We start from the raw sequence: 24,549 nt of genomic DNA, 5'->3' as shown, positions 1-24,549 counted from the left end.
CTAGCGGATCACCAAGTCACGGTCGGTGGCGCTGAGCGTGATCGCGGCAATGTGGTTTCCGCGCATCCAGTCCTGCACGAACGCGTTCAGAGCGGGGTTCGATGCCCGATCCGCGTACGCGTCCGACGGGATCTCGATTGCCCCGACGAGGTGGCGCGGATCGGCATCGAGGCCGGATGCGCGGGGAGTCATCCGTAGTCCGTCGGCGGTGTGCAGGACGACCGGAAGAACCGTGCCATCCGGTGCAGTCACGGTCGCGGTCCGGGTGGTGGCGACCGGGTCGAAATGGTCCACGTCCAGTCGGTATCCGGACGGTTGTGCGTACTGGCCGATCGCGTCCAGCATGCGCGGATCCACCACAGAGTACGGAAACCCGATGTCGATCAGAGTCTGACCGTCGATGGCGCCGTCGCGGGCGGGCAAGGTCGTGGACAAGTGCCAGGGGGCAGCGGGGGACAGGGTATCCGTCGACCGGTCTGTCGGCGCGTTTTCGATCAGTGTGCCGAGGAGGGACGCGCCAGTCGGCGTGAACTCCCAAGCATCCCCGACGAGATCCTTGTGCCAGAAACCGGATTCGGCGCCGCGGCGGCCCTCGACACGCAACTCCCGTCGGTTCGGGCCGGGGCCGAGTGAGTGCACACTGATCGCGGATGTGACTTCACCGGGAATCTTGGGCTGGTGCACCCAGTCCGGTGCCGGAAGTTGGATCGCGGCGGTGCTGCGGTCCAGTGTTTCGGCCACGAGGTTGGGTGCCGACGGCTTGTCCGACTGATCTTCCCAGCTGTAGCGGAAGAAGATCGAGTCCGATCCCGAAGAATCGAAATCAAATGTGCGGGTGTACATGTCGCCGTACGTGTTCATCACGAAAGTGGTTGATCCGGCCGCCGACAGCGAGTCCGCCTGGAATCGCCCGCCGAGCGGGCCGCCGATCTCGTAGCTGTCGTCGTTGGGCAGCCACGGGTCTGCGTAGGTTATTCGGCTGCCGTCCGCGGTCAGCGTGGGGATCATCGTCATCTTGGCGAGTCCGACGAAGTGAATCCGTCCTGCGATGTCGGTGAAAGTTTGATTATCCCAAGGCGACGAGACGCTCAGTGCCCACCCGTTCGGCCGGTCTCCCGGAAGTTGTCGGCCTGTGCCGCTCCACAGGGGCGCACCCCACGCGGAAGTCCAGTTCCACACGAGCGGGTCCTGGGAGGCGTTGTCCATCGTGTAAATCCAGCCGTTGTCGTCGACTGCGACGAGTTCGTCGTCGTCCAGTGATATCCCGACCAGTCGTCCACGTAGGCATTCGGGCATCGGTACGAAACGCCATGGCTCGGTCGTTGGTTCGCCGGGCGCCCGCGGACGAGTGAGTAAGTCGTGGTCGACCAGTATAAAGTCCCAGAATCGATTGAATTGGGTTGTTGGCGTGCGAATCTCGATGGAAGAGGGGGTGGCCGTGCCGTTGAACAACGGAAGGTTTTCCAACCCGACTCGTCCGCCTCCCGAGGGTGCGCCGGGTGGCAGTTGGGCGGTTCCGAATGGTACGCAACTGGCCGGCCCGGTTTCGGTGGGCGTGGCTGCGGAGAGGGGAGTGGACCACAGCAGGCCGGCGGCGAAGAGGATGCCGACGGTCGACAGTCGCGATCGGTACGGGTGCGAAACTCCACTCGCGGTCTCGTTCACCGTCCGATTGTCGCATGATCGGCACGTTGAATCTGCGGATTGTGAGGTTTGTCCATCTGTGTCGGTTGCGGCGAGAGTGCCGATCGCGGCGTTGGTTGTTGTGGGTGGAACGAGAGTGCTTGTACTGCAAAGGTATTCGCCGTGTAGCTGAGTTTGCCATGACCTGCAGATACGGTGGGGTGATGAGAAGGCCGAAGTCGCTGGGTGAATGGTTGGTAGCTGACCCTCCGGAGTCGTCCAAGCCACCGGGGCCGATTCTTTTGGCATTCACCGTTGTTCCGCTTATTGCGTTGGTCTGCCGGCATTACGGGTGGTGGCCTTCGCCATTCGGTGACTTCAGGTGGTTCGATCCTCTCCTCGTCAGCGCTGCGGCTCTGCTCACCTTGATCGTTGTTGGTCTGGTGTGGGCGGTTCGTACGCTCCACGTTCTCGGCCAGGACCGACGGTGGTCGTGGTGGATCCTGCCCTCTCCGGTTGCCGTTATCGCCGCGGTCGCTGCGGTGTTGTTGATGCCGCCGGCAACTTTCCTCGACAAGAGCGGAGAGTTCGAGACCGTCGCGATTGCTCTCCTGGAGCAGCCTGGATCGACTGTGGAAGAGCTCGAGATCGGCCAGTTCGAGATCAGCAGTGCCCATGTCGTACGTCCCGATGAGGTCTACTTCATCGACAACGACAGCATGTTCACCACCACGAGTGGATGGGTGTACTCGCCCAGCGGCGCACCAACGGGGTTCGACGATTTCTCCGCAAAGCACCTCGGCGGACCTTGGTACGAGTTCACGGCGGTCTGGCGTGACTGATTCACCGCGCCATTTCACGCATGAAGTGCGTCGATAAATCGAGTGGCCCGTGTCGAGGACCTGTGGCTACCATCGGGGTGTGGACATCGTGATGCCCCATGGGCGTGAGGGGGTTGTCGGCGTCGTCTTCGCCGGCAGCAGATAGCGCATTTCGGACCCGACAGCACTAGGTGCTGGTCGGGCCATGAGCTGTACCCACCTTCACCGATCCACGATTGGCATACACCCATGATCATTTTGACCGATACATCTACCCGTTCCAGCCTCGTCAACGCGAGCCGTAAGGAGAAGACTGATCTCACGTTGCCGGATGGCTTCGACACCATCGACTTCGACGCTCTCGACTATCTAGGCTGGCGAGATCCCAAAATGGGCCGACGCGCCTACGCGATCGTCCCGACACTCGACGGGGAGATCATCGGAGTCTTGCTCGTTCAAGCGCAAGCCACTCCGCGGTCGCGTGCCCAGTGTTCCTGGTGCCGTGACACGCGCCTTCCCAACGAGGTCGTCTTCTACGGCGCCAAGTTGGCCGGGCCCGCTGGTCGACGTGGCAGCACAGTCGGAACACTGATCTGCCGAGACTTCCAGTGCTCGGCCAATGTTCGTAACGACCCCCCGCTCCCGTATGCCGGCTACGATGCCGGCGCTGCGCGCCAGGACCGGAAAGATGAATTGGTGCTGCGTGCTTCGAGTTTTGTCGAGCGAGTGGCTCGGCAGTAGAGGGGACCCCGGGGACGCGATATCCCTGTTGTGAAGTTCGGCCCCTCCCTGGGCTGAGGAAGGGGCCGAACTGCCTGGACGGTGTCGATCCGAGGGGCACTCGGACACGGTGCGACATCTGGCGTCGCACATGATTACTCGGTCAGGGCGTTGCTCGACGTAAAGTGACCCAGGCTCCGGCTATGCAGGCGATGGCCAGGGCCAATGGAAGTAGTGCCATCGGCACCACTCGGGAAGTATCGGCAAACCACGAACCGATCGCCGGCCACCAGCTGGCCCAGGTGATTACGATCGCTGACAGGCCGAGCACACCGAAGAGACCGGTGAGAGAGGCGAGCAGACCGGTGGTCCTCCATCGCTGGTAGATCGCACCTGTCAGCATTGCGATCGAACTGGTCAGCAGCAGCGTCGCGAACAGCGCGAGCAACTGAACGGCTGCGCTGTCGGTGAAATAGCGTGCGATGCCGAACATGCGCATGTGCACACCCCAGCCGTTGGTGGCGGACTCCACCACTGACAGCAGTTGTAGGGCGATTGCGAAGATTGCGGACTGTGCCAACGCCATTATCGTGGTGGCAGTGAAGAACTCGCGGCGAGTCACGCTGAGTCCGAGTGCGAACGGGAACGTCTGGGTCATCGACTGGAGGTAGAACGCCAGCACGAAACCGTAAACGGAGAACACACTGCCGGTGAATCCCTCACCCTCATCGTTCCGGACGATCGCGTAGATGGTGAAGCTGATGAGGAAAGAGATCAAAAGGATGCCCACCGGCCAGGCGATCAGCAACGGCCACGCGACCGTGTGCAGTTGGAGGACGGAACCGATCCTGGACCGGGTGGGCGCCTTCGGGACCGTCCGTGGCGCTGTCGTTGCGATGCTCATGCGGTGATCTCCTTGCGCTGCGTCGAAGTCGCGATGACAAGTTCCTGCAAAGATGCCGGTTCCACTTGGACTCCGGCCTCCCTCAGTCGGATTCGCTCGGTCTCGGTCACATCGGCCTGCAACATGATTCGGCTGTGGGAGCCTAGTGTCTCTCGGCGCAGGACCCTGCCGGACGCGGCAACGGCATCCACCGCATCAAAGGGGCCGGATACCACTACGGCGCGACCTCGCAGTGCGTCTGCGTCCTCGTCGACGACAATCCGGCCGCTGTCTACGACGATCACGTGCTCGAGCAGATTGGCTACCTCGTCGATAAGGTGAGTCGAAAGCACTACAGTGCGAGGATGTTCGGCGTAGTCGGCAAGCAGTCGATCGTAGAACAGTTGGCGTGCAACGGCATCGAGGCCGAGATACGGCTCGTCGAAGAGCGTGAGCGGTGCACGGGAGGCAAGTCCGATGATCACTCCCAACGCTGACCGCATGCCGCGCGAGAGCTTCTTCACCTTGCGGCACAGTGGAAGTTGGAAATCGTCGAGCAGTGTCTCGGCGAATGCGTGGTCCCAATTCGGGAGCAGATGGCCGGCGGCGACGAGTACATGCTTGACCTTGAGGTCTTCGGGGTACGTCTGGCTTTCCTTGACGAAGCACACGTTCGCCAGGACGTCGGCATTTTCGAAAGGGGCAGCGCCGAATACCTCGACGTCGCCGCTGGTGTGCAGGTCCTGTCCGGTCAGTATCTGCATGATCGTGGTCTTGCCTGCGCCGTTACGGCCGAGCAGGCCGTAGATTTTGTTCTGGCCGATCTCGAACGAGACGTCCGAGAGCGCATCGACGTCCCCGTAGCTTCTGTTCACTGCTCGCATCGAGGCGACGAGTTCAGTCTCGTCGAAACGCCTGACGTGCGACTTGGTCGTTGTCGTGCTTGAGTTCATCGGTCCGCCTTCCTGTCGTCCAGCATGGATTTGAGTTCGTCGAGGGAAATCTGAAGGCGGTCGGCCTCCATGACCAACGGCTCGATGTATTGGCGCGCGAACGCTTCTCGTCGTCTGAACCTGAGTGCGTCGCGGGCGCCGACGGTGACGAACATTCCGATTCCCCGTTTCTTGTAGAGGAGCCCCTCGCCTACGAGTTGATTGAGGCCCTTGGCTGCCGTCGCTGGATTGATTCGGTGGAACGCCGCCAGTTCGTTGGTTGAGGGCACCTGCCCGTCTTCCGGCAGTGAGCCGTCGATGATCGAGCCTTCGATCTGCTCGGCGATCTGCTGGAACAGTGGTCGTCCGTCGTCGATCACGATGATCGGCGCCCGGTGTTCACTGGTTCATTACTCATGTAATGAACCATAGAACGTCGTGGGGCATGTTGGCAATGAGATCGCGGAATCTGGCACCGATGACTTGGGTCTCCGAGCGCTACCCATCGGGATATTCATCGCAGAGGCTGATGGAACAGCTTGGATGCAGACCAGCTACGACTTCCAGATCCCCGGGGCGCTGCGCACAGGCATTGAGCTTCTGCGGAACCGTGGAACCGCCGATCTAGGTGGTCGACCACGGGACGGGGTTGACCGAAACACCCGTCAGCATCGGCAATTCGCCACCCAACGTGAACAGACGAAACCCGCGGCCTCGGCTTCGGGGCGTAACCCGGAGTCGTAGAACAGAAGCCGGACCGCACGCCGCGGTCGGGCTGTTCTTCGTCAACCCAAAGACGGACCCGCATCCACCGCAAGTAGGGACTTAGCGCCCCGTTTTGGTGTTTCTGTACTGATTCGCGATCCCGATACGTACGCTTCCGGCCAGGGAATCGGACACTCGACCAACAGGGGTATCAATGCCGAATGTGACAGTGAAGTTCGGGGGTTCAGACCCGGAAACAGCAGACCTCGCACGCCGGGCACTGCAACCAGTACTCGACAGCATCTACCGCACATACCGCAGGAAACCGCTCCCATTCGTCGAAGCCGCACTGAAACGCGCAGGCCGAGGGAGCTTCTCACAAGCAGGAATTGAGCGATTCGCCAATTACATTTCAAGAGGCGACCGACCGATTCTCACCAAATAGTGCGGCCGCCCGTGATCAGGCCGAAGACCGAAGCGCTTCCACCGGCTACCTGGTCGACGACTTAAAGTGGTCTGTGCCAACTAGGTTCTGTGCCAACTAGGTACAGGTCCATCGTGGTCAACATCGGAGACAGCTCTCGCTCGCGTCCGAGATCGGTAGCTGCCTCACCGTGGCATGGGACCTGTCAAACACAATCTCCCCTTCCTGGACAGGTAGGGGAGATTGTGTTTGTGACCACCGCACGATCCACGCATCTGCTGATATGCAGGTTTCAGGCAGAGCTGAAACTGTCATTCACATGCGGTCGGCCGATCTTCCTACAAGTCGGGTGCGGTTAGTGGCCCTGCGCCTTCTAATGAGAAGGGGATCGTGGAACCGTTCGCCATCGCCACGATCACGTTGACGATAGCAAAGAGAACGCTATTCATTTCAAATTCACCTCCTCTCTCCGTCTAGAGCCCGGCAGCATTCGCTACTGCATACAGGGCAGAGGCCCTGCTATCGAAATTGGGACCTGCAATGTAAGCGGGCGAGCCTGGACCGAATGAGGTGACTGTCCTGATATCCGAGGCCATTCGAGGAGTTTTAGTCCACCAACCAAGGTCCACCAAAATTGCCTCCGCCTAAGTTACCCGGTTTGGGAGTTGCGTGAGAAGCCGTAGCTCCGAACGTCATAACCAGGGAAGACGCTGCAATGCTTGTGAGTAATAAGGTTTCGACTCTGGACACCTACGGCCTTCTATCGAATTGGGGCCAACCTGCCGGTTTTTTAAGATCTTCGGGAAGGTAGCGCGACGCTAATGTGACAGTCCTCCAAACTGGGGTATTTCTTCGAGATTTATCCGGCTCTTCCGGATCCGGAGTGTATGAGTCGATCCACGGATGATCCGAGCAGGAACAAGATGTAGGTTGGTGAGGGTTTTTAATGTGCAGACCGATGGTCGTGCATTGGGACTTACGGTTAGGGCTGTCCGGTACTGAGGAAGAATACGTACTTGTTGCTTTTCGAAGGTGATTTTTGACGGACTTGGGTATTTTCACAGTTGTGATTGTGAGAAGACCTGCATTCTTGCGTGAGTTGTGGTCCCCGGTGTCCGGGTGCGCTACGGCAGATCGGTTTTAAAAACTGATAAGCGCGCGGTGCCCGAGCAGAGACAGTTTCCAACCCCATCGGTTGGTAGTCGCGCTCGAATCACTGATGGACGGCAAACGAACCGAGGTACCGGCGACCATCGGCTTCGAGGCCGACAGCACTCTCCTGACAGTGCGCGCAATGGACACCGATTTAGGCCGGGGCACGACCAGTCGGACGGCATCGATGAACTGCAGAATTCCGAGATCCGGTCCTCTAGCACCCCCATTTGCGTTGGATACACGTTCACTGATCACTGAATGGAGGAGGTTGTGTACCTGCCGTGTACCTGTCACAGGATTTGGGACCCAAACAAGCGAAGTTCGTCTGCCCCAAAAAGGACTCTGAACTGCGGAGAATCTGTGGAGCCGATGACGGGAATCGAACCCGCGTATTCAGCTTGGGAAGCTGATGTTCTACCATTGAACTACATCGGCGTCGCAGCCGACCGGACGTGTTTTCACCGCCGATCAACGTGCTTTCCGAACATTATCAGACGAGCATTCGAGCAGACGTATCACTGGCCGTCGTTGAAGAGAAGGCGCGTGTCGAAGTCGGCAAAATTGGCGGATGTTTCGTCTAAAAATTTTGCGCGGGAACGCCTTTCGGGGTGGAGAACTCAAGACAGGTGGGGCTGGGCTCTGCCGTGGGAGTCCAGAACCCGCGCATCGTGTTCGGTAACCACAGTGTGATCGCACCCATCGATGGGTCGGCACTGCCCGCAGAACCGGTAACCTCTACCTGTGCTGCTCTCCGATCGTGACATCCGTGCCGAAATCTCCGTTGGACGTCTGGGTATCGACCCTTTCGACGATTCCATGGTGCAACCGTCGAGCGTCGACGTGCGCCTGGATGGTCTGTTTCGGGTGTTCAACAACACGCGGTACACGCACATCGACCCGGCACTGCGCCAGGACGAGCTGACCAGCCTGGTTGAACCGGCAGAGGGCGAGCCGTTTGTGCTTCATCCCGGCGAGTTCGTTCTCGGTTCGACTCTCGAAGTGTGCTCACTGCCGAACGACCTGGCCGGCCGCCTCGAAGGTAAGTCGAGCCTCGGGCGCCTGGGCCTTTTGACGCACTCCACTGCCGGCTTCATCGACCCGGGTTTCAGCGGCCACATCACACTGGAGCTGTCCAACGTCGCAAACCTGCCGATCACGCTGTGGCCGGGAATGAAGATCGGGCAGCTCTGCCTGCTCAAGCTGTCGAGCGCTGCAGAGTTCCCCTACGGAAGCTCCGAGGCCGGATCCAAGTACCAGGGCCAGCGCGGCCCGACTCCGTCGAAGGCGTACCTGAACTTCAACCGCAGCTGAACGAACCAACTTCGGGGGGAGTGGCATGATCGGAATTTTCTACGGTCTGGTGTTCATGAACTTGTTGTTCGTGACCAGCACCGTGTGCTTGATGAAGCCGTCGAAGGCCAGTGTTGTTGCGACCGTCTGCGCAGGAGTGGCGTGGCTCTTCTTCAACGGCCCGCTGGAAGGTCAGGTCTTGTGGTCGTTGAATCGAGAACACGGTCTGACGGTCTCGGATCTGATGTCGCTTGTTGCCTTCGGCATCGCCGCTCGTGGTTGGAATCAGGTCCGTAAGGTCCGCGAAACCGTCGACGCCGATCGTTACTGACCTGCGAGCTCACCTCAATTGAACGCCACGATTCGGACAGAAGTTTCGACCTGGAGCACAATGGTCGGCGAATCGGGCACAATTACTGAGTATGTGGTGGATTGTCGGAGGCGTACTACTCGTATGGGTCGTGTGTTCCATTCCGATTGCCATCCTGGTCGGACGCGGTATCGCGCGCCGGGACCGCGCAGAATTCGACGGCCGAAATCAACAGTGGGCCGACGAGGTTGTCAGGTCGATAGAGAAGCAATCGGATCAGGACAATGCCGATCGGCGTAAGCCACCACTGATCAGCTGACCAGCTGAACTTTTCCGGAGGTGAGTGGGCGTGGAACTTCCATCCGATACTCCCGACGACGTCGTGGCCGCAGCCGCCGGAGGACCCAGGATTCCGCAGTTCGATCCCACAGTCGGGATTCCGGTAGTTCCGCCTGCGGGAGATGCTCCACACCGGTTGGTGGTCATCGGCGACTCGCTGTCGCAGGGATTTCAGAGCGGGGCGGTCTTCAATACCGATCTGTCGTATCCGTCGATCATTGCTCACCAGTTGGGCTGGCTCGATCGGTTCCGCTTTCCCCGATACGGCGGTCCGGGCGGGCTCCCACTCAACATCGAACTGCTGCTCCGCACCCTCGAAGAGCGCTTCGGCCCACGGCTCGACCTCTGGGAGGTTCCGCTCGCACTCTTTGCTGCACGCGGGTTCATGGATCAGGTGGAGGACTACTGGGAGCGTGGGCCGGGCAGCGTGGCGCCGACGTTCTCGGCGATCAATCACAACCTTTCGGTCTACGGGTGGGATCTTCGTGACGCTCTGACCAAGACCGCGCATGGGTGTGAGGCAGCCCTGCACGAACCGCACGACGACCTGATCAGCCAGATCGTCGAGAACAACGGCGAACGCGCCGCACTGAGAGTTCTGCCGCGAGGCTCCGAGGCAGAGAAGCGCATGACGGCGTTCGACGCGGCAGCGGAACTGGGCAAGGAAGGCATCGAAACTCTGATCGTCTTTCTCGGGGCCAACAATGCGCTCCGCACCGTCACCGAACTCCGAGTCGAGTGGAGCGGCAACAACTTCCGTGACCCGGACGGCAAGCGCGAATACACGGTGTGGCAGCCCGAGCACTTCGCGTCGGAGTACGCCGAGGTGCTGGCCGCGATCCGCAAGATCAACGCCCAGCACGTCATCCTCTGCACCGTCCCACACGTGACCATCGCACCGATCGCCCACGGGCTCGGCGGCAAGATCGAAATCGGATCCCGCTATTTCCCGTACTACGCGCGACCGTGGGTGCGCGACACAGACTTCGACCCACAGCGCGATCAACACATCACCGGCGCGCAGGCGTGGGCCGTCGATACCGCAATCGACATGTACAACGACGGAATCGAGCAAGCCGTCGCGAATGCCCGTCGGGTGGGGAAGGACTGGTACCTCTGCGATATTGCCGGGTTGCTCGAGCGCGTGGCCTCACGGCGCTACGTCACCGACGTCAATGCGCGGCCGTCATGGTGGACGCCCTACCCCCTCCCCAAAGCACTGACCGACTTGCAACCCGTGCCGGACTCGCTGTTCCTCTCTGCCGACGGTCGCGGCGGCCGCGCTTCGGGCGGCCTCTTCTCGCTCGACGGCGTTCATCCCACGACAGTCGCGTACGGGGTGATGGCGCAAGAACTGGCGAACATCATGGTCACGGCCGGGGTCCAGTTCGACCGCGCTCAGGTCGATTTCGACCGACTCGTCCGACGCGACACCTTGGTGCGCACTCCGCCGCAGAATCTCGATTCCACGCTCGGCGTCATCGGCTGGGCTGACGAGCATCTCGGCTTTGCCAAACGTGTGTTCGGCCTCTGATTTTCAGCTTGCCTTCGACATCGTCGGTGCAACGATGCGTTCCGCGTACTCCCGCAACAGCACGACCAGGTCTACGTCGTCGACGGAAAGTCTGCCGGTCGGACCTATCGCAGCCAAGGCACCGACGACACACCTTTCCGCGTCGTGGATCGGGACGGCGACGGCGGAGCGTCCGACACGAATCTCGTCGACCTCACGGGCGGGCTCGCCGCGCCGGATCCGAGAGAGTTCGAGTTCCAACTGGTCGCCGTCGGTGATGGTGTGTGCGGTGACCTTTCGCAATGGGGCCTCGGCCAATTCGGGTCGGCTGGCGAGGAGCAGCTTCCCGACAGCCGACGCGTGAACGGCTGTGACCAGCGTCCGTTCGCCGCTGAGCTCGTGGTCTGGATCGCGATCGACCAGTCGAATTCTGTTCTCTGCAAACGACGCGAGGTAGACGCCGAACCGTAGCTGTTCGCGGAGTTCTTCGAGGAGCACCGAATTGTCGACGGGGGTGGGTTCGGCGGCAGCCCCGGCCAATTCACGGGTGCGTCGGCCCAGTGCGAAGCCGGAGAGGTCGGCGATCCGAACCAGGTAACCGTCGGCGACAAGGATGTTGAGCAACCGATACGCAGTGGCAGGTGGGATGTCGGCCAGGGCAGCAATGTCTTTGGCGGTGGCTCCCGATCCGAGCCTGGCCGCCGACTCGAGGAGGGCAAGGGCGCGCTGAACCGCTCGGGGTTCGTGCCCACCGAGGTCGCGTGGTCGGCCCACCATCAGCGGGCGCCGGCAGTCGGCTCGCCCACCAGCACGATGTTTCCGGCTGCGTCGGTGGCGAACACCCCAGCTCCTGGTAGTACGTCCTCGGTTTCGGGACTGTCGAACGCGCCGACGTGCAGCAGGCTCTTGGGGCTTCGGCGTTGCAGGTAGAACTGCCAGAGCGTGCCCGAGGTCAGGATCACGAGCACAGCGATCGGTGCAACGTACGCATGGTCGATCGTGTTGGCGTAAACGAGGTAACCGAGAACTATCGCACCGGCACCACTTCCACATGACGCGGCTGCGAGAACGCCGGGAGTGTGCTCTCCGATACGCGTCAGGAAGACAACCGATGCGATCGCCACCAGTGCATAGGCAACGATGACGGCACCGCGAACCGTCAGTCGAACGTCGTCGAAAATCTCTCCGCGTCCAAGGATGGCAAAGGCTCCGCCGCCCACCAGAACTGTGCAGACGACGACGGTCAGCGCGAAGTAGGGCGTGCGAAATGCGCTGTGAACCGAGGCGAACCGGCGGGGGAGTAGGCGTTCGACGCCGAACGAGTAGACCAGTCGCGACGCAGCATTGGACGACGCCATCGACGACGCCAGCCACGAGCACCCCAGACCGACGTTGAGCGCGATGACGACACCTGGACTCACACCCGTCGCTGTTCCGTGGAGATAGGCGTTGACGAGGGTGTCGCTACGTCCCGACCAAGCGGCCCAGCCCGCAAAGATGAAGAGCGATCCACAGATGATCGGGGTGAGAAGGACTGTGCGGGTGACGGTTACCAGCGGTCGACGAGATTCGGGGCCGAAGAAGGCCGCGCTCTCGAATCCGGCGAGAGCGAACACGGCAGCCAGGGCGGTGAGTAACAGCCCGTGGCCGGAGGTGGGCGGAACGATCTGTGCTTGTTGGCTTCCGGAACCGCCCAGAATCATGAGCCCGACGATGAACAGAAGTGAACAGCTTTCGACGACGAGGATCGCGAGAGCAGCAAATCTGACACTTCGAACGAGGGCACCGAGAATCAGCAGGGCTATCCCCAGATAGAGCGCGATGACGTGAAAAGTCTTGTCCACGTGCTCACCCGCGAAGCCGAGCAATGCGATTGCGACCTGTCCTCCGTGATAGAGCGTCATCACCGCGCTGCCGACGTACTTGACCAGCATGGCGATGCCGGTGGTCAATGCTGCCCGGGTGCCCAGGCCACGAAAGACGAAGCTGTGCAGCCCGCCCGATGCTGCCATTCGGCGCGTGAACTGCGAAACGCAGAAAGCGATGAGCGTCACCAGCACGGTGGCCGCGATGATGGTGATCATCCCGCTCAACAATCGGCCGTGTGTCAGCATGGTGACGGGCAGAACGACCATCGACACAGCAGGGGCGGTGGTTGCCACCGACTGGGCCAGCACTTCGGCGCCCGAGAGTTGCCGACGGCCCAACGCGCGCAGCGGTGATCGCGCCGGGGGCTGCTTCTCGCGCGTGGTGAAGGACCGCGCGATAGCTTCGGTGAGAGCGGACATGTCGCGTCACGCTAGTCCGGTTCTGTAACGCGGATATTGCGGACATGCTTCCGCTGATCGCACTCGGGTGAGAGAGCCCGATGCTGATGCTCGCAGGTTTCTCACTCGGTCCCCACTGACTGTTTCCTGCGCGTCAAGTTCCGGACCCAACGCTCCTGAAGTCTGTGTTCAACACCAACCACCCGGGTCACCGGGAGCACACTGGGGAGCTCGAATGCCATACACACGTAGATCTTTCATGCGCAGTCTGGGAATCACCGGCGGTGCCGGCCTGGCACTCGGTGCTATGTCGTCCATCGGCCTGGCACCGGCGGTGGCGTCGACGCCGAGGCGATTTCAGGCACCTGCCGCGGGTGACCTGATCGGAAAGGTCAAGGGAAATCACTCCGTCGTGATCCTCGGCGGTGGACCGTCCGGTCTGTGCTCCGCCTACGAACTGCAGAAGGCCGGATACAAGGTCACTGTCCTCGAAGCGCGCAACCGGCCGGGTGGTCGGGTGTGGTCGATCCGCAACGGCACCGAAGAAACCGACCTGAACGATGAGACACAGACCTGTACGTTCTCCGAGGGGCACTTCTACAACCTCGGTGCGACGCGTATTCCGCAAAATCACAACACCATCGACTACTGCCGCGAACTGGGCGTCGAACTGCAGATGTTCGGAAACCAGAATGCGAACACCTTCGTCAACTACACCGGCAACAAGCCGCTGGCGAATCAGTCGATCACCTACCGAGCAGCCAAAGCCGACACCTACGGATACATGTCCGAGCTGCTGCAGAAGGCCACCAATCAGGGCGCTCTCGACCAGGTCTTGAGCAAGGAAGACAAAGAAGCACTCTCGTCCTTCCTCACCGACTTCGGTGATCTCTCCAGCGACGGCCGCTACGTCGGATCCTCGCGTCGAGGACACTCCGCCGAGCCGGGCGCCGGCCTCAACTTCGGAACCGAGATCGAACCATTCGGGATGAGCGATGTCATCCAGGGCGGCATCGGACGTGCATTCTCCTTCGAGTTCGGTTACGACCAGGCCATGACGATGATGACCCCCGTCGGCGGCATGGACCGGATCTACTACAAGTTCCAGGACGCGATCGGGATGGACAACATCGAGTTCGGCGCCGAGGTCAGCGGCATGAAGAACGTGCCGGAAGGCGTCACCGTCGACTACGTCGTCGACGGCAAAACCAAGTCGATCACCGCCGACTACGCAATCTGCACGATCCCACCGCACCTGATCAAGCGGCTGAACAACAACCTGCCCTCCGACATCCTGCTCGCGTTGGATGCAGCCAAGCCGTCGTCGTCGGGCAAGCTCGGTATCGAATACTCGCGTCGGTGGTGGGAGACGGAGGACCGCATCTACGGCGGCGCGTCGAACACCGACCGCGACATCTCCCAGATCATGTTCCCCTACGACCACTACAACTCCGACCGCGGCGTCGTGGTCGCGTACTACAGCTCGGGTAAGCGTCAACAGGCTTTCGAATCGCTCACCCACCGTCAGCGGCTGGCAAAGGCCATCGCCGAAGGCGCAGAAATCCACGGCGACAAATACACTCGCGACATCTCGTCGTCCTTCTCCGGAAGCTGGCGTCGCACCAAGTATTCGGAATCCGCCTGGGCATCATGGGCCGGCGCGGGAGATTCCCACGGCGGCATGGCAACTCCCGAGTACACCAAGCTGCTCGAACCCGTCGACCGGATCTACTTCGCCGGCGATCACCTCTCCAACGCCATCGCCTGGCAGCACGGGGCCTTCACGTCCGCGCAGGACGTCGTCACCCATCTGCATCAGCGTGTTGCGCAAACTGCCTGACGTGCTTCGTTTTCCATCACTTTCTCTGGAGGTCACATCATGAAATCTCGCAGCACCAAGGTCCTTGCAGCGGCATTCGCCGCCACCGCGCTACTGGGCTTCGCCACGGCCTGCTCGTCTGATGAGGCGGACGCCGAAACCACGTCGAGTTCGTTCGTCTCCAAATCGATTCTCGAAGCGGGGCAGGCAAACCCGATGATCGCTCAGGGTGTCGCGATCGGCGGCGACACCGCGATCTACAAGACCAGCGGCATCGGCCCGTCGGCAGGAAACAAGGCGGCGCCGGAAGGTTCGCCGGAGTCGTACATCGACGGCCAGTTCTCCGGCGGAGTTCTGCCTGCCGGGGTCACCGTCACCGAGGCGCAGGGCATCAACGTACTCAAGAAGATCCGCGACAACCTCGAAGCCCAGGGATTGAGTCTCGAAGACGTCGTGACGATGCGCGTCTTCCTGGACAACGCGCCGGGGTCGGACAAGGCCGACTACACAGGATGGAATCGCGCGTACCGCCAGTTCTTCGCCAATACCAATCTCGACACCGGTGATACGGAGCTGGTGCCGATGGGCACTGCCGAGCCGATCGCTCCGATCGAGCGCAACAGCGCTCGGCCCACCCGCTTCGCCCTCGAGGTTGCCGGACTGCCCGTTGCCGGTTGGCTCGTCGAGGTAGAGGTCGACGCGGTGTACCCCGATGGCAAGGAACCCGCCTGATGGGCGCGCTCAGCCCGACCCACTGGGCAATCGTCGCAGTAGTGCTCGTGGTGCTGTTCGGTTCGAAGAAGCTGCCCGACGCGGCCCGCGGCCTTGGCAGGTCGATGCGGATCCTCAAGACCGAAGTCGGTGAACTGCAATCGGATACGGACCTCGCGTTGGAGAAGCGAGACTGACCCCTGTGCGCGGTTGAGGAGTCCCCACACTCCTCAACCGCGCACAGGTCTTCTAGATCAGACCTTCGGAACGCGCTACCGATGGTGGTGACGGCGGACCCTTCACGAAGACATCGATCAGCACGTCCTCGTCCTGGTACGACGCGAACTGCGCCAACCCCGGTGTCTGGCGCACAGCCGAATGAACGGCGTCACCGTTCTGCGGATACTCCGGTACGACGTGACGCCAATGGGCGCACAGCAGCGTTCCACCAGGCTCGAGATGCTCGACGACGTGCAGCATTGCCTCGATCAGCTTTTCGAAGGTCAGGTAATAGCCGACTTCGCTGATGACGACGAGGTCGAAGGTCTCGTCGGGCCAGTCGTCACCCAACGCCCACAGACGAAATTCGGCATCACGCCCGGTAAGCCGCGCACGGGCGCTCTCGAGTGCGGCCGGGACGATGTCGGTGGCGAGAACGCTGTCGCAGCGCTCTGCCAACTTCTCGGTGAGAACCCCGATCGAGCATCCCGGTTCGAATGCGCGACGGTATCGAGGTTTGGGGAGCATCGCGACGCTGAGCGCGTACTTTCGCTGCTCGTACCACCGGGATTCGAAGTCCCACGGATCGGATTGCGCCGCATACATCTTGGCGAAGTAGTCCGCGGGAAGCTCACGATCGGTCATACGAACACCGTTTCGTACGGTCGCAGTAGTCGTTCCATCGCATGTCGGGGGAGGATGGGGGCATCCGCGGGATGGTCGGAAAGCGGGGCGATCTGTGAAGTGAACGCATTGGCAGCAGCGGATTTTGCAGCCTGAACGTCGGAGGGCAAGGCCACTCTTCTGGCCCTTTCCCACGGGACTGCTGCATGATCCGGCTCAGCCCAATGCCACGCCCAGATGGGGTACTCGATCAATCGTGATCCAGTGTCCGCGCAGGCCTTCGCCGCTGCCTCCCCGGTGGCTTCATGGTCGGGGTGGCCGTCCCCGCGCCATGTCGAGGCGCACCAGGCACCCGTCGAGGAATCACCGAGAATCGAGCTGAGACGGTCGGTCAACTCCTGTCGGTTCTCCCTGATCTTCCCGTCTGGAAGGCTCAATCGAACCGGTGCGGGAATTCCGAGTACACGCGCTGCTCGATCCGACTCGGACCGCCTGAGATGTTCCATCTCAGGCTGAGTCACTGTTGGTGAATCGGGATGTGAGGCTCCACCGTCGGTGACAGACACCACGTGAACGTCGATGCCGGAAAGCGTTGCGAGAAGAGCAGTTCCACCCAGTCCGAGTATTTCGTCGTCGGGATGGGGAGCGACGACGATCAATCGCGAGCACCCGGTGAGATCCAGTTCCGGAAAGCTGCGTCCCCACTCCTGCCATGTCGATTCGGGAGTGCCGCCATCGTCGACAGGCTTCTGCGCGAACAGTTTCGAGTTCACCACGGCCGTTTCCCCTTGGCCGCAATCCGGCCCAGGTCGGCGAGATCCTTCTCGGCGTGGCTCTGCCGCAAGTAGACGGTGAGGTCGGCTACCCGCGCGGCATGCTCGGCGTCCATGCAGAGCGGTGCGGCGCCGAGAGCGCGTCCCACCCGATCCAGGGTCTCGGTGGCGGCGCGCTCGACAATTGCCCGCACACGGAGTGCCCGCTGCATGGCCTCGGCATTTTCGTCGAAAGGATCGGCGTCGATCTCCGCCGCCGCGACTGCGAGCGCGTTGCGCGCTGCGGCCAGCGCTGCATCGACCGCGCCGAGGTGGGCGAGTAGGTAGGGATCGTCGCTGCTTGCAGCCTTGTCGTACAACGGATCTGCAACGCCGCAGGCACCGCCGTACCAACATGCAGCCACGCCTATCGCGCCGTGCCAGAACCCCGGCCTGCTCAGGTAGTCGCCTGCCGTCCCGACCGGTATCGCCGGAACCATGTCGAAGTCGACCGCGCTGGAGTCGCTTTCGGCCATACCAACGGCCTTCCACGAATCGGGAACGGGATGCACCCCAGGTAGTCCGAGCTCAACTGCGAAGAGTGAGGGTACTCCGTCGACCAAGGCGGTGATCAGTGCATGCGTGCAGGTGTTGGCGCCGGAACACCACAATTTGCGGCCGGTGAGCGTCCAGATCCCTACGTGCTCAGACGCATTCACCACAGGTTCGGGTGGCTCGGCCGCCCACACTCCCCACAGCTGCCCGGGTTCGGGATCCGGCCCGTCGAGTTCGGTGAGTATCGCGACGGCATCGGTGTGAGCCTCAGCCATCCGCCCGAGAACCACATTCTCGCGCGTGAGCTCTGCCAGGGAGGTCCACCGCGCGGCTGTCGCGCCGCCGCCGGGAAGCGGCAAGTACAGTCCACCTGCGTCCAGGAGTGTGTGTAGTCGTTTCATCGTGCCAGCTCCGCTTCTTCGTTATCGGCGGTCGTACAACCCAGGTTACGGATATGTCCGGCAAAGCCGCCCGGAGTTCGGCCGTCGAGACGCGCAGACGTGGTGACCGCAATGTCTTCTGCCCACGCGATACAGGCACCAGCCTCGCTCAACCGCCGGACGAGATCGACGTCCTCGTCTTCTTCGAGATCGGAGAATCCTCCGACGCTCCAGTACATATCCGCGCGGACACCGAGGTTGGCCCCGTGGACGTGACCGTGTCGGCCATATGGATGTGCGTGGTACATACGTTCGTATCGTTCACGAACGGAGTGTGGATGGCCTTCCCAATCCGCGATGCGTACGGTTCCCGCGACGACGTCCGCAGTACGCGCATACTCCAATTGGCGCGCAATCCAGGTGGGGCCGACCACCGAATCTGCATCGGTGGTGGTGAACCACGCCGAAGCTCCCAACTCTCGGCCGAACTCGGAAAAGCCCGTCGCTCGCGAACGTCCGACGTTCTGGTGCTCGACGCGAAGTACTTCGACCCCGTCGGGGATGACACCGGCGGTTCCGTCCGAACAGTTGTCGAGGACGGCAACCAGTCGGACGGGGACAACGCAAGCCGACGCCGCTGTTGCGAGTGCGCGAAGGCAACTGGGGAGGTCTTCGGCTTCGTTGTGGGCGGGAACTACGACAAGAACCTGGTCGATTGGCACAGTGACGATCCTTTCCTCACCCTGGTACGGTCGGGTCTTCTTTCGTCCCGGTTCTCAACAGATAACCACATTTCGGACGAGTGCCGCCGCTCGACCGCCAGCAGTCACGCAGGTCGAAAACTCTTTCGGTGAAACATCTCTGGATGCGTTTGGGAACTGTGACTTCGGGGTACAAGACGGGGTTTTGCGACTGTGCTTTCGGGTGCAAAACGGGGTTTTGCACCGAAGAATCTTCAGAGCCGGCGGTGGCGCACCGAATCGATGAGCATCCGGGCAACCTCGTGCAGTTTCACGTTGGTGTTCTGCGATTGCTGCACAAGACGGCTGAATGCTTCCTCGGCGTCGATGCCGTGGACGGCGATCAGGACACCTTTGGCTTGTTCGATCTCGGCCCGAGATTCCATGGCGCAGTGCAACTGTGCGATGTGCTCGTGTGCTTGACGCCAGCGTCGTGAATCTGCGATCGCCGCGCCCGCACCGGCGGTGAACAATTTCATCAACTCTTCGTCGAAGGCCTTGAACTCTGTCGAGGCGAATCCGTAGACGTTGAAAGCGCCGAGCAGCTCGGTGTTCCCTTCGCCCATGGTGATCGGCACGGACAAGTAGGACCGGACGCCTTGTTTGCGGGCTTCGTCGGTGAATTCCGGCCATTCGTCGACGTGATCACCCACCTTTGCCCGAACCGAGGACACCGTGCGCGCGGCGTCAACGCACGGACCACGATCAGCGGAGTGCTGGGCGTCATCTATCTCGGAAAGGTAGTCCGCGGTGGACGCAGCAGTTCGTGGGCCATCGGTGGACAACACCGTCACGCTGACAGCATCGGCGTCAGGCAGTGCTTTGACCGCGGTCTCGGCCAGACGTTGGAGCATGGAGTCGAGATGCTCGTCCGTGTTCAGATTGGACCGGAGTCCGGCAATCGCTTCGGCGAGTGTGTCGAGCGAATCTGCTGCGGAAGCAAACGCCGCGGCTACCTGAGGAGCGTCCGCATTGCCTGTCATGACTCAGGTCTACTCCGCAATCTGCGACGATGTAACCGTTCCGGGCAGTCGATGCTGCGATGTTCGCATGAAATCCGAGGTTCCTGGGTAGCCGCACGCAGCGATGTGCGATGTCGCCTGAAAAAGAGGAGCCGATGATGATCCTGCGTCTACCTGGTGTGTATCGACCGCAACACGACACGTCGTTACTGGCGGATGCGTTGCTGTTCGAGCACCTCACCGCTCGCAGCCGGGTCCTGGATCTGTGCACGGGGACCGGCGCCCTCGCCGTCGCGGCATCGGCGGCTGGTGCAGGCCACGTCGTCGCGGTCGACATATCTCGCCGAGCGTGTGCCAATGCTCGTCTCAACGGAATCCTCAACGGAACCCTTATCGATTCCCGTCGCGGCGACCTCACCGAGGCGGTACACGGCGAACTCTTCGATCTGGTGATCTCCAACCCGCCGTACGTCCCTGCACTGGCAGACGATCTACCTACCGCTGGAATCGAACGGGCTTGGGACGCAGGCAAGGACGGACGCGCCCTCATCGACAGAATCGCGGCCACCGTTCACGAGGTACTCGTCCCCGGCGGCACACTACTTCTTCTGCAGTCGGTACTGTGTGGGGTCGACAAGACCGAGGCGATACTCGAGGAACACGGTATGGCCGTGGAGATCTCGGCCCGGAAGTACATTCCCTTCGGGCCCGTGATGCGCGAGAGGCGCACCATGCTCGAGGCACGAGGGTTGATCACCACCGGTCAGGAAATCGAACAACTCGTGATCATTCGCGCAACGAAGTCTCGCCCTTCTCCCAACTCGATGTGAGGTGATCGCCGAGAAGGTCGTCGAACGCGAGGCACGTTGCAGCGCCGAACAAGATGTCATCAGTGCGGTGCGGGTGCGAAGAAGCAAGACCGCCGGCAAGTTCCCGAACGGCGATCTGTTCGTGAACGGAATCCGCTTCCACGTGCTCGTCGTAGAACAGTGTCGCGTCCGAACCGAATCCGAGTCGGCGCAAGCCGGCACTGTACCGTTTGCTCGGCAGCGCCGACGTGGTCTCGACGGCGCACAGGTGCCCGACCAGCGCTCCGAGATGTCGGCGATGAAAGCCGAAGAGCGAGAGAGCATTCAACGACGCCAAGGTTACCGCGGGAACAGCATCGATGTAGTGGCCGTAGCGGTCCGAAAGGCCGACAGCCCGCATGGTGTCGGCAAAAAGACGCGAATGCATTCGCTCTGCGCTGCCCCCTCCGTACTCGTCGCTCTGCACTTCGACGAGGGCTGCTTTGACGGCACCGGAGAGGCGCGAAATTCCAAGGGTGTGCACATCCGCTTCACGCAGCTGATTGAGCGAACGGTGAATCAGCACCTCCGCGAACTGATCGATTGTAGCGTCCTTCGCCATAAAGGACGCCAGACCGGGGCCTGCACTGGGAGCCGTCATCGCCCACAAATCGGCTACGACGTCACCGGACGACGGAACCTTTCCCACGAGTTCCACGATGGCGGCCTCGAAATGCGTCTCGAGACGCGACCTCGCCGCGAGCAGGTCCAGATTCCACTCCCACGCGTCCGAGACGTTCTCGATTCCCTGCAAATGAAGCTCGTAGAGGAGCGTCAGAGTCAACTGAGCGTCGTCGTCTCGAAGAATGTCGTAGGTGGGGTCGATGGACCGTGCAACCTCGTACGCGTCAGCGGCAGCCGTAAGCTCCCTCGGATCGGCCGAGGAGCGCAGAATGGAAACGAGAGTGGCGCTCAATGGGCCGCGAGCCTGTGGAACAGGCATGGAAGTGGGCACGCCAGTGGCCGAATCGAGAAGTGAAGAGGACATATGACCGCGTTTCCCGAATCGTCATCTGCCGAAACACCGAGTGTTGCCGGTAACAACACCACCATAACCGCCTGCTCGGACGGCCCGCTGCTGGTGCGTGGTGACTTCGAGTTGCTCCGTGACGACGGCACTCCGATAGAGAACAAGCGCTCTACGGTTGCTTTGTGTCGATGCGGGCGGACCGGCATCGCGCCGTTCTGCGACAGCTCCCACAAGAAGAAGCGGGCGCGAGCGACGTAACCGGGGCCAACTCGGAACGAGCCGGACCCGTAAACCAAGACGGCCCTGAAACCAAGAAAAGGCTGGATGCCGGCACCGTGCGGTGCAGCGTCCAGCCTTTTCAGTCTGAAGTCAGACTGGGATCGAACTCAGATGGCGCGAACGTTCTGAGCCTGGGGGCCCTTCTGGCCCTGTCCGATCTCGAACTCGACCTTCTGGCCCTCGTCGAGGGACTTGTAGCCGCTGCCCTGGATCTCCGAGTAGTGAACGAACACATCCGGTCCGCCACCTTCCTGCTCGATGAATCCGAAGCCCTTTTCACCGTTGAACCACTTGACACTGCCCTGAGCCATAACCAAATTCTCCTGGATCCATCGAGCCGAGCCCTCCCATCGAGAGTCCGGTCTCACACCTGATCCTGCCATGCTCTTCTTTTTCTGTCTCCAATTACATGCATGGCGAGTTGCAGTATTTGACGGGTTTGTCCCGTTCCTGGACCCCGTCGGAAGCAGGTGATTGTTCAACTATGCACGTTTACCTGCTGTGATGTATTCGTCGCTTCGATGTAGCGCGAAATGACAACACCTGTGTTAAATCTGGATTCGCGGCGCAGAATGCCACCCTGATACCCAGGAGGGGACCAAATACCCAACTCGATCGGGGTCGAGATCAGTCCGAATCGTCGGGTTTGGTGTGCCCGTCGAACGTCACATGGATGTTCTCGTGGGGAACCGCGCGTTGGGCTTTTGCTTGATCGGCGAAGGTACGCCGATCGCCTTCGATGAGTTCGGTGTTGTCGGTGAACGGAGCCAACAACGCCCGCGGATGGAGTTTGTCGACTCGCACGACGTTGATTTCCGCGCACATGACGATCGAGGCGGCAGCGAGGAACAAGAAGGCCAACAAACCCAGAACGATGGCAAAGACGCCATTGGTGGTGGAGGCACCCCGCACCACGGAGGTCACGTAGAGGGCACCGAAGGACTGAAGTGCTTGCCAGAGAACAGCAGCGGCGATCGCTCCAGGCGCCACATCGGCTACCGAGAGCGGGCGGGCGCAGGTGAGCCGGAAAGCGACGATGAAGATGCCTGCATTCAAGACGACTACCGCAAGGGTCAACAGGAAGCTGAACGAACCGCCCAGATGAAGCGCACCGCCGATGTTGGAGACAGCGGTGGTCCCCAAGATCGCGAGACCGATGGTGCCCAGGAGCAGTAACCCTTGAAGACGCCCGCGGATGGGATCCGGTCGCATGTTTCGGGGCACCGACCACACCGTGTTCATCGCATTCTGGCAAGCCAGAGCGACACCGAGGCCACCGTAGAGACCACCGACGATTCCGATCACCAGCCCTGTGACACCGCCGCCGATCTGTTGCGCATTGCCCAGATCGTCACCGATCACCGGAAACTGATGCAGAGCGGAGTCCAAGATTTGTTGCTGAAGCTCGGGGTTGCCAGAGAGCACGAAGCCGAGAATGGTCGAGAGCAACAGAAGAAGAGGGAAGAGTGAGACGAAGCCGTAGTACGCGATCAGCGCGGCGAGATAAACACCTTGATCGTCGAGGAACTTGTAGAGGACCGCTATCGGGAACCCCAGGGCCGGATGCTTCTGTTGCAAGGCATCGAGGCGCTTGGCGATTGTCATTCTCGGTCTCTCTCAGCTCGTCGGACAGCCCGACGAACCTTAGTCGCTGCGAGCGCGCGGCGCTCGACGCCGGTGCATGCTTGGCGTCAGGAGGCTTCGAGTGACTTTTCTGCTTCGGCGAGCGCGCGCATTGCTCCCTCGACAGAGTTGGTGACCGGAAATTCCTCTTCCGCCCGTGCGGCCCGAAGCAAGCGTCGAAGCGGGTGTGACCCGATGACGGACCACTGGAAGTCGTGCGCTCGTGAACGGGAGTTCAGTTCGGCGAACAGTTCGAGGCAGACCGCACCGACGAACAGTGAGTTTGACAGGTCGAGAATGACGCGGGACCACTCCGCAGCGTACGAGTTGAGAAGTTCTCTCAGTTCTGGGGCGGACAGTTTATCGAGGTCGACGTCGACCTGGATCAGGACTGTCGAGGGTGCTATCCGCCAGGCCGCGAAGCCTTGTGTGTCCACGATCGGACCCAATTGTGTTGAGGGATCGACGAAATCGATCGCTGTGTGGTCGAGTTCATTCAGATTCATGGCAGATCCGGTCTGTGTGCTTTTCGTCGAAAGGCTGACGACCGACCTGGCGGCACGGAAAGTGGAAGAGTCCAGGTGTGGAAAGCATTGAGCCCAATGGATGTACGCAGGAAGTTGTGACCTGAATCCAGAGTCCTGATGCGAACCGAGCGCCAGCGGCTTCAGCCCCGGCTGTATTCTCAACCTCGGTATCGCTCAGTGTAGCTCGAGGGCTTGGATCGGTCCAGGCTTGTAGTCGAACATTAAGCGGTGCAATGTTTTTGGTTCGACACTTCGGTATGGTTGGGGATCAGCGCCACCTGACGAAGGGATTTCAGATGAACGACCGCGATGCACTCACGGCCATCTCGACCAAGCTCGACACACTGATCGGCGCGGAGACCAACGGTCTGCAGGACGAGGTTCCGCCCGGTTCCAGTGTTCAGCGCACCGAGCAGGACGGCGAGCACGGCCGGTGGGGGCACGATTACCGTCTCGCCAACAAGTATCTCGAGGCTCTCGACATCGGCCAGCCCGGGCTCATTGACCGAGACGAGATGGAACGTCTTGCGCAGGAATACATCTGATCCTGGGGACCTA

27 protein-coding genes and 1 tRNA gene are annotated in these 24,549 nt (G+C 61.2%); 12 read left to right on the top strand and 16 right to left on the bottom strand.

Annotated features, from left to right (window positions below):
* Positions 1–1,665, bottom strand: coding sequence for a hypothetical protein (locus tag H351_RS25795; RefSeq protein ID WP_029254672.1), 1,665 nt, complete (start codon positions 1,663–1,665; stop codon positions 1–3).
* A 182-nt stretch (positions 1,666–1,847) separates the two neighbouring features.
* Here H351_RS25795 and H351_RS25790 point away from each other — a divergent pair, with 182 nt between their 5' ends.
* Both H351_RS25790 and H351_RS25785 read left to right on the top strand, forming a co-directional pair.
* Positions 1,848–2,465, top strand: coding sequence for a hypothetical protein (locus tag H351_RS25790; protein ID WP_029254673.1), 618 nt, complete (start codon positions 1,848–1,850; stop codon positions 2,463–2,465).
* A gap of 228 nt (positions 2,466–2,693) precedes the next feature.
* Positions 2,694–3,185, top strand: coding sequence for an FBP domain-containing protein (locus tag H351_RS25785; RefSeq protein WP_029254674.1), 492 nt, complete (start codon positions 2,694–2,696; stop codon positions 3,183–3,185).
* A 142-nt stretch (positions 3,186–3,327) separates the two neighbouring features.
* Here the strand turns inward: H351_RS25785 and H351_RS25780 are convergent, their stop codons facing one another.
* From H351_RS25780 to H351_RS25755, 4 genes are all read right to left on the bottom strand, one after another.
* Positions 3,328–4,068, bottom strand: coding sequence for a hypothetical protein (locus tag H351_RS25780; protein WP_029254675.1), 741 nt, complete (start codon positions 4,066–4,068; stop codon positions 3,328–3,330).
* Positions 4,065–5,000 carry an ABC transporter ATP-binding protein gene (locus H351_RS25775; protein ID WP_029254676.1) on the bottom strand — a complete coding sequence of 312 codons (936 nt, stop codon included), beginning with the start codon at positions 4,998–5,000 and terminating at the stop codon, positions 4,065–4,067. Before H351_RS25775 ends, H351_RS25780 begins: the two co-directional genes overlap by 4 nt.
* A complete protein-coding gene (locus tag H351_RS25770) occupies positions 4,997–5,359 on the bottom strand; it encodes a GntR family transcriptional regulator (RefSeq protein ID WP_019747490.1) in 363 nt (120 codons plus the stop codon). Before H351_RS25770 ends, H351_RS25775 begins: the two co-directional genes overlap by 4 nt.
* 2,265 nt (positions 5,360–7,624) lie before the next feature.
* Positions 7,625–7,698: transfer RNA gene (locus H351_RS25755), tRNA-Gly, on the bottom strand.
* Between the two features lie 306 nt (positions 7,699–8,004).
* Between H351_RS25755 and dcd the strand changes: the two genes are divergently transcribed.
* The 4 genes from dcd to H351_RS25735 all read left to right on the top strand — a co-directional run bounded on the left by dcd (position 8,005) and on the right by H351_RS25735 (position 10,736).
* A complete protein-coding gene (gene dcd, locus H351_RS25750) occupies positions 8,005–8,574 on the top strand; it encodes a dCTP deaminase (protein ID WP_019747488.1) in 570 nt (189 codons plus the stop codon).
* A 25-nt stretch (positions 8,575–8,599) separates the two neighbouring features.
* Entirely contained in the window at positions 8,600–8,884 is a 285-nt protein-coding gene (locus tag H351_RS25745) for a hypothetical protein (protein ID WP_019747487.1), read from the top strand.
* Positions 8,885–8,975: 91 nt separating this feature from the next.
* On the top strand, positions 8,976–9,182 hold the full coding sequence (locus H351_RS25740) for a hypothetical protein (RefSeq protein WP_019747486.1): 207 nt from the start codon (positions 8,976–8,978) through the stop codon (positions 9,180–9,182).
* Positions 9,183–9,212: 30 nt separating this feature from the next.
* Entirely contained in the window at positions 9,213–10,736 is a 1,524-nt protein-coding gene (locus H351_RS25735; RefSeq protein ID WP_029254677.1) for a hypothetical protein, read from the top strand.
* Positions 10,737–10,739: 3 nt separating this feature from the next.
* Here the strand turns inward: H351_RS25735 and H351_RS25730 are convergent, their stop codons facing one another.
* Positions 10,740–11,492 (bottom strand): IclR family transcriptional regulator, encoded by a 753-nt coding sequence (locus tag H351_RS25730; RefSeq protein WP_029254678.1) that lies wholly within the window; start codon positions 11,490–11,492, stop codon positions 10,740–10,742.
* Positions 11,492–13,003: an APC family permease gene (locus H351_RS25725; protein ID WP_029254679.1), complete on the bottom strand. Its 1,512-nt coding sequence runs from the start codon at positions 13,001–13,003 to the stop codon at positions 11,492–11,494. Before H351_RS25725 ends, H351_RS25730 begins: the two co-directional genes overlap by 1 nt.
* Positions 13,004–13,241: 238 nt before the next feature.
* Between H351_RS25725 and H351_RS25720 the strand changes: the two genes are divergently transcribed.
* The 3 genes from H351_RS25720 to tatA are packed head-to-tail and all read left to right on the top strand — an operon-like array spanning position 13,242 to position 15,709.
* Positions 13,242–14,822, top strand: a complete 1,581-nt coding sequence (locus H351_RS25720; protein WP_029254680.1) for a flavin monoamine oxidase family protein — start codon at positions 13,242–13,244, stop codon at positions 14,820–14,822.
* A gap of 39 nt (positions 14,823–14,861) precedes the next feature.
* Positions 14,862–15,533, top strand: coding sequence for a Rid family hydrolase (locus tag H351_RS25715; RefSeq protein ID WP_020968713.1), 672 nt, complete (start codon positions 14,862–14,864; stop codon positions 15,531–15,533).
* Positions 15,533–15,709 carry a Sec-independent protein translocase subunit TatA gene (gene tatA, locus H351_RS25710; RefSeq protein ID WP_020906537.1) on the top strand — a complete coding sequence of 59 codons (177 nt, stop codon included), beginning with the start codon at positions 15,533–15,535 and terminating at the stop codon, positions 15,707–15,709. The genes H351_RS25715 and tatA overlap by 1 nt, the downstream gene beginning before the upstream one ends.
* 52 nt (positions 15,710–15,761) lie before the next feature.
* Here the strand turns inward: tatA and H351_RS25705 are convergent, their stop codons facing one another.
* The 5 genes from H351_RS25705 to H351_RS25685 form a co-directional block, all read right to left on the bottom strand.
* Entirely contained in the window at positions 15,762–16,376 is a 615-nt protein-coding gene (locus H351_RS25705) for a class I SAM-dependent DNA methyltransferase (RefSeq protein ID WP_029254681.1), read from the bottom strand.
* A complete protein-coding gene (locus H351_RS25700) occupies positions 16,373–17,131 on the bottom strand; it encodes a PIG-L deacetylase family protein (RefSeq protein WP_029254682.1) in 759 nt (252 codons plus the stop codon). The genes H351_RS25705 and H351_RS25700 overlap by 4 nt, the downstream gene beginning before the upstream one ends.
* A complete protein-coding gene (locus tag H351_RS25695; RefSeq protein WP_029254683.1) occupies positions 17,125–18,063 on the bottom strand; it encodes an acyl-CoA dehydrogenase family protein in 939 nt (312 codons plus the stop codon). The genes H351_RS25700 and H351_RS25695 overlap by 7 nt, the downstream gene beginning before the upstream one ends.
* The gene (locus H351_RS25690) at positions 18,060–18,764 is read right to left on the bottom strand and encodes a glycosyltransferase family 2 protein (protein ID WP_019747476.1); all 705 of its coding nucleotides are present in this window, start codon (positions 18,762–18,764) and stop codon (positions 18,060–18,062) included. The genes H351_RS25695 and H351_RS25690 overlap by 4 nt, the downstream gene beginning before the upstream one ends.
* Positions 18,765–18,997: 233 nt before the next feature.
* Positions 18,998–19,765 carry a GAF and ANTAR domain-containing protein gene (locus H351_RS25685; protein ID WP_029254684.1) on the bottom strand — a complete coding sequence of 256 codons (768 nt, stop codon included), beginning with the start codon at positions 19,763–19,765 and terminating at the stop codon, positions 18,998–19,000.
* A 110-nt stretch (positions 19,766–19,875) separates the two neighbouring features.
* Here H351_RS25685 and H351_RS25680 point away from each other — a divergent pair, with 110 nt between their 5' ends.
* On the top strand, positions 19,876–20,574 hold the full coding sequence (locus H351_RS25680) for a HemK2/MTQ2 family protein methyltransferase (protein ID WP_019747474.1): 699 nt from the start codon (positions 19,876–19,878) through the stop codon (positions 20,572–20,574).
* Here the strand turns inward: H351_RS25680 and H351_RS25675 are convergent.
* Positions 20,531–21,580, bottom strand: coding sequence for an iron-containing redox enzyme family protein (locus H351_RS25675; RefSeq protein ID WP_029254686.1), 1,050 nt, complete (start codon positions 21,578–21,580; stop codon positions 20,531–20,533). The genes H351_RS25680 and H351_RS25675 overlap by 44 nt on opposite strands.
* Between H351_RS25675 and H351_RS25670 the strand changes: the two genes are divergently transcribed.
* A complete protein-coding gene (locus tag H351_RS25670) occupies positions 21,581–21,820 on the top strand; it encodes a CDGSH iron-sulfur domain-containing protein (protein ID WP_019747472.1) in 240 nt (79 codons plus the stop codon).
* A gap of 128 nt (positions 21,821–21,948) precedes the next feature.
* On the opposite strand, the gene H351_RS25665 is transcribed toward H351_RS25670, so the two are convergent.
* From H351_RS25665 to H351_RS25655, 3 genes are all read right to left on the bottom strand, one after another.
* Entirely contained in the window at positions 21,949–22,152 is a 204-nt protein-coding gene (locus tag H351_RS25665; RefSeq protein WP_003943666.1) for a cold-shock protein, read from the bottom strand.
* 316 nt (positions 22,153–22,468) lie between these two features.
* Positions 22,469–23,446, bottom strand: a complete 978-nt coding sequence (locus H351_RS25660; RefSeq protein WP_003943713.1) for a YihY/virulence factor BrkB family protein — start codon at positions 23,444–23,446, stop codon at positions 22,469–22,471.
* Between the two features lie 86 nt (positions 23,447–23,532).
* Positions 23,533–23,970, bottom strand: coding sequence for an STAS domain-containing protein (locus H351_RS25655; protein ID WP_029254687.1), 438 nt, complete (start codon positions 23,968–23,970; stop codon positions 23,533–23,535).
* A gap of 317 nt (positions 23,971–24,287) precedes the next feature.
* Here H351_RS25655 and H351_RS25650 point away from each other — a divergent pair, with 317 nt between their 5' ends.
* Positions 24,288–24,536: a hypothetical protein gene (locus H351_RS25650; protein ID WP_020968722.1), complete on the top strand. Its 249-nt coding sequence runs from the start codon at positions 24,288–24,290 to the stop codon at positions 24,534–24,536.
* Positions 24,537–24,549 lie beyond the last annotated feature (13 nt).

The sequence above is a fragment of the Rhodococcus erythropolis R138 genome (assembly GCF_000696675.2).
GTDB classification, from domain to species: Bacteria; Actinomycetota; Actinomycetes; order Mycobacteriales; family Mycobacteriaceae; genus Rhodococcus_F; species Rhodococcus_F erythropolis.
The sequence above is the reverse complement of the archived record's forward strand: the minus strand, read 5'-3'. Positions and strand labels throughout refer to the sequence as shown.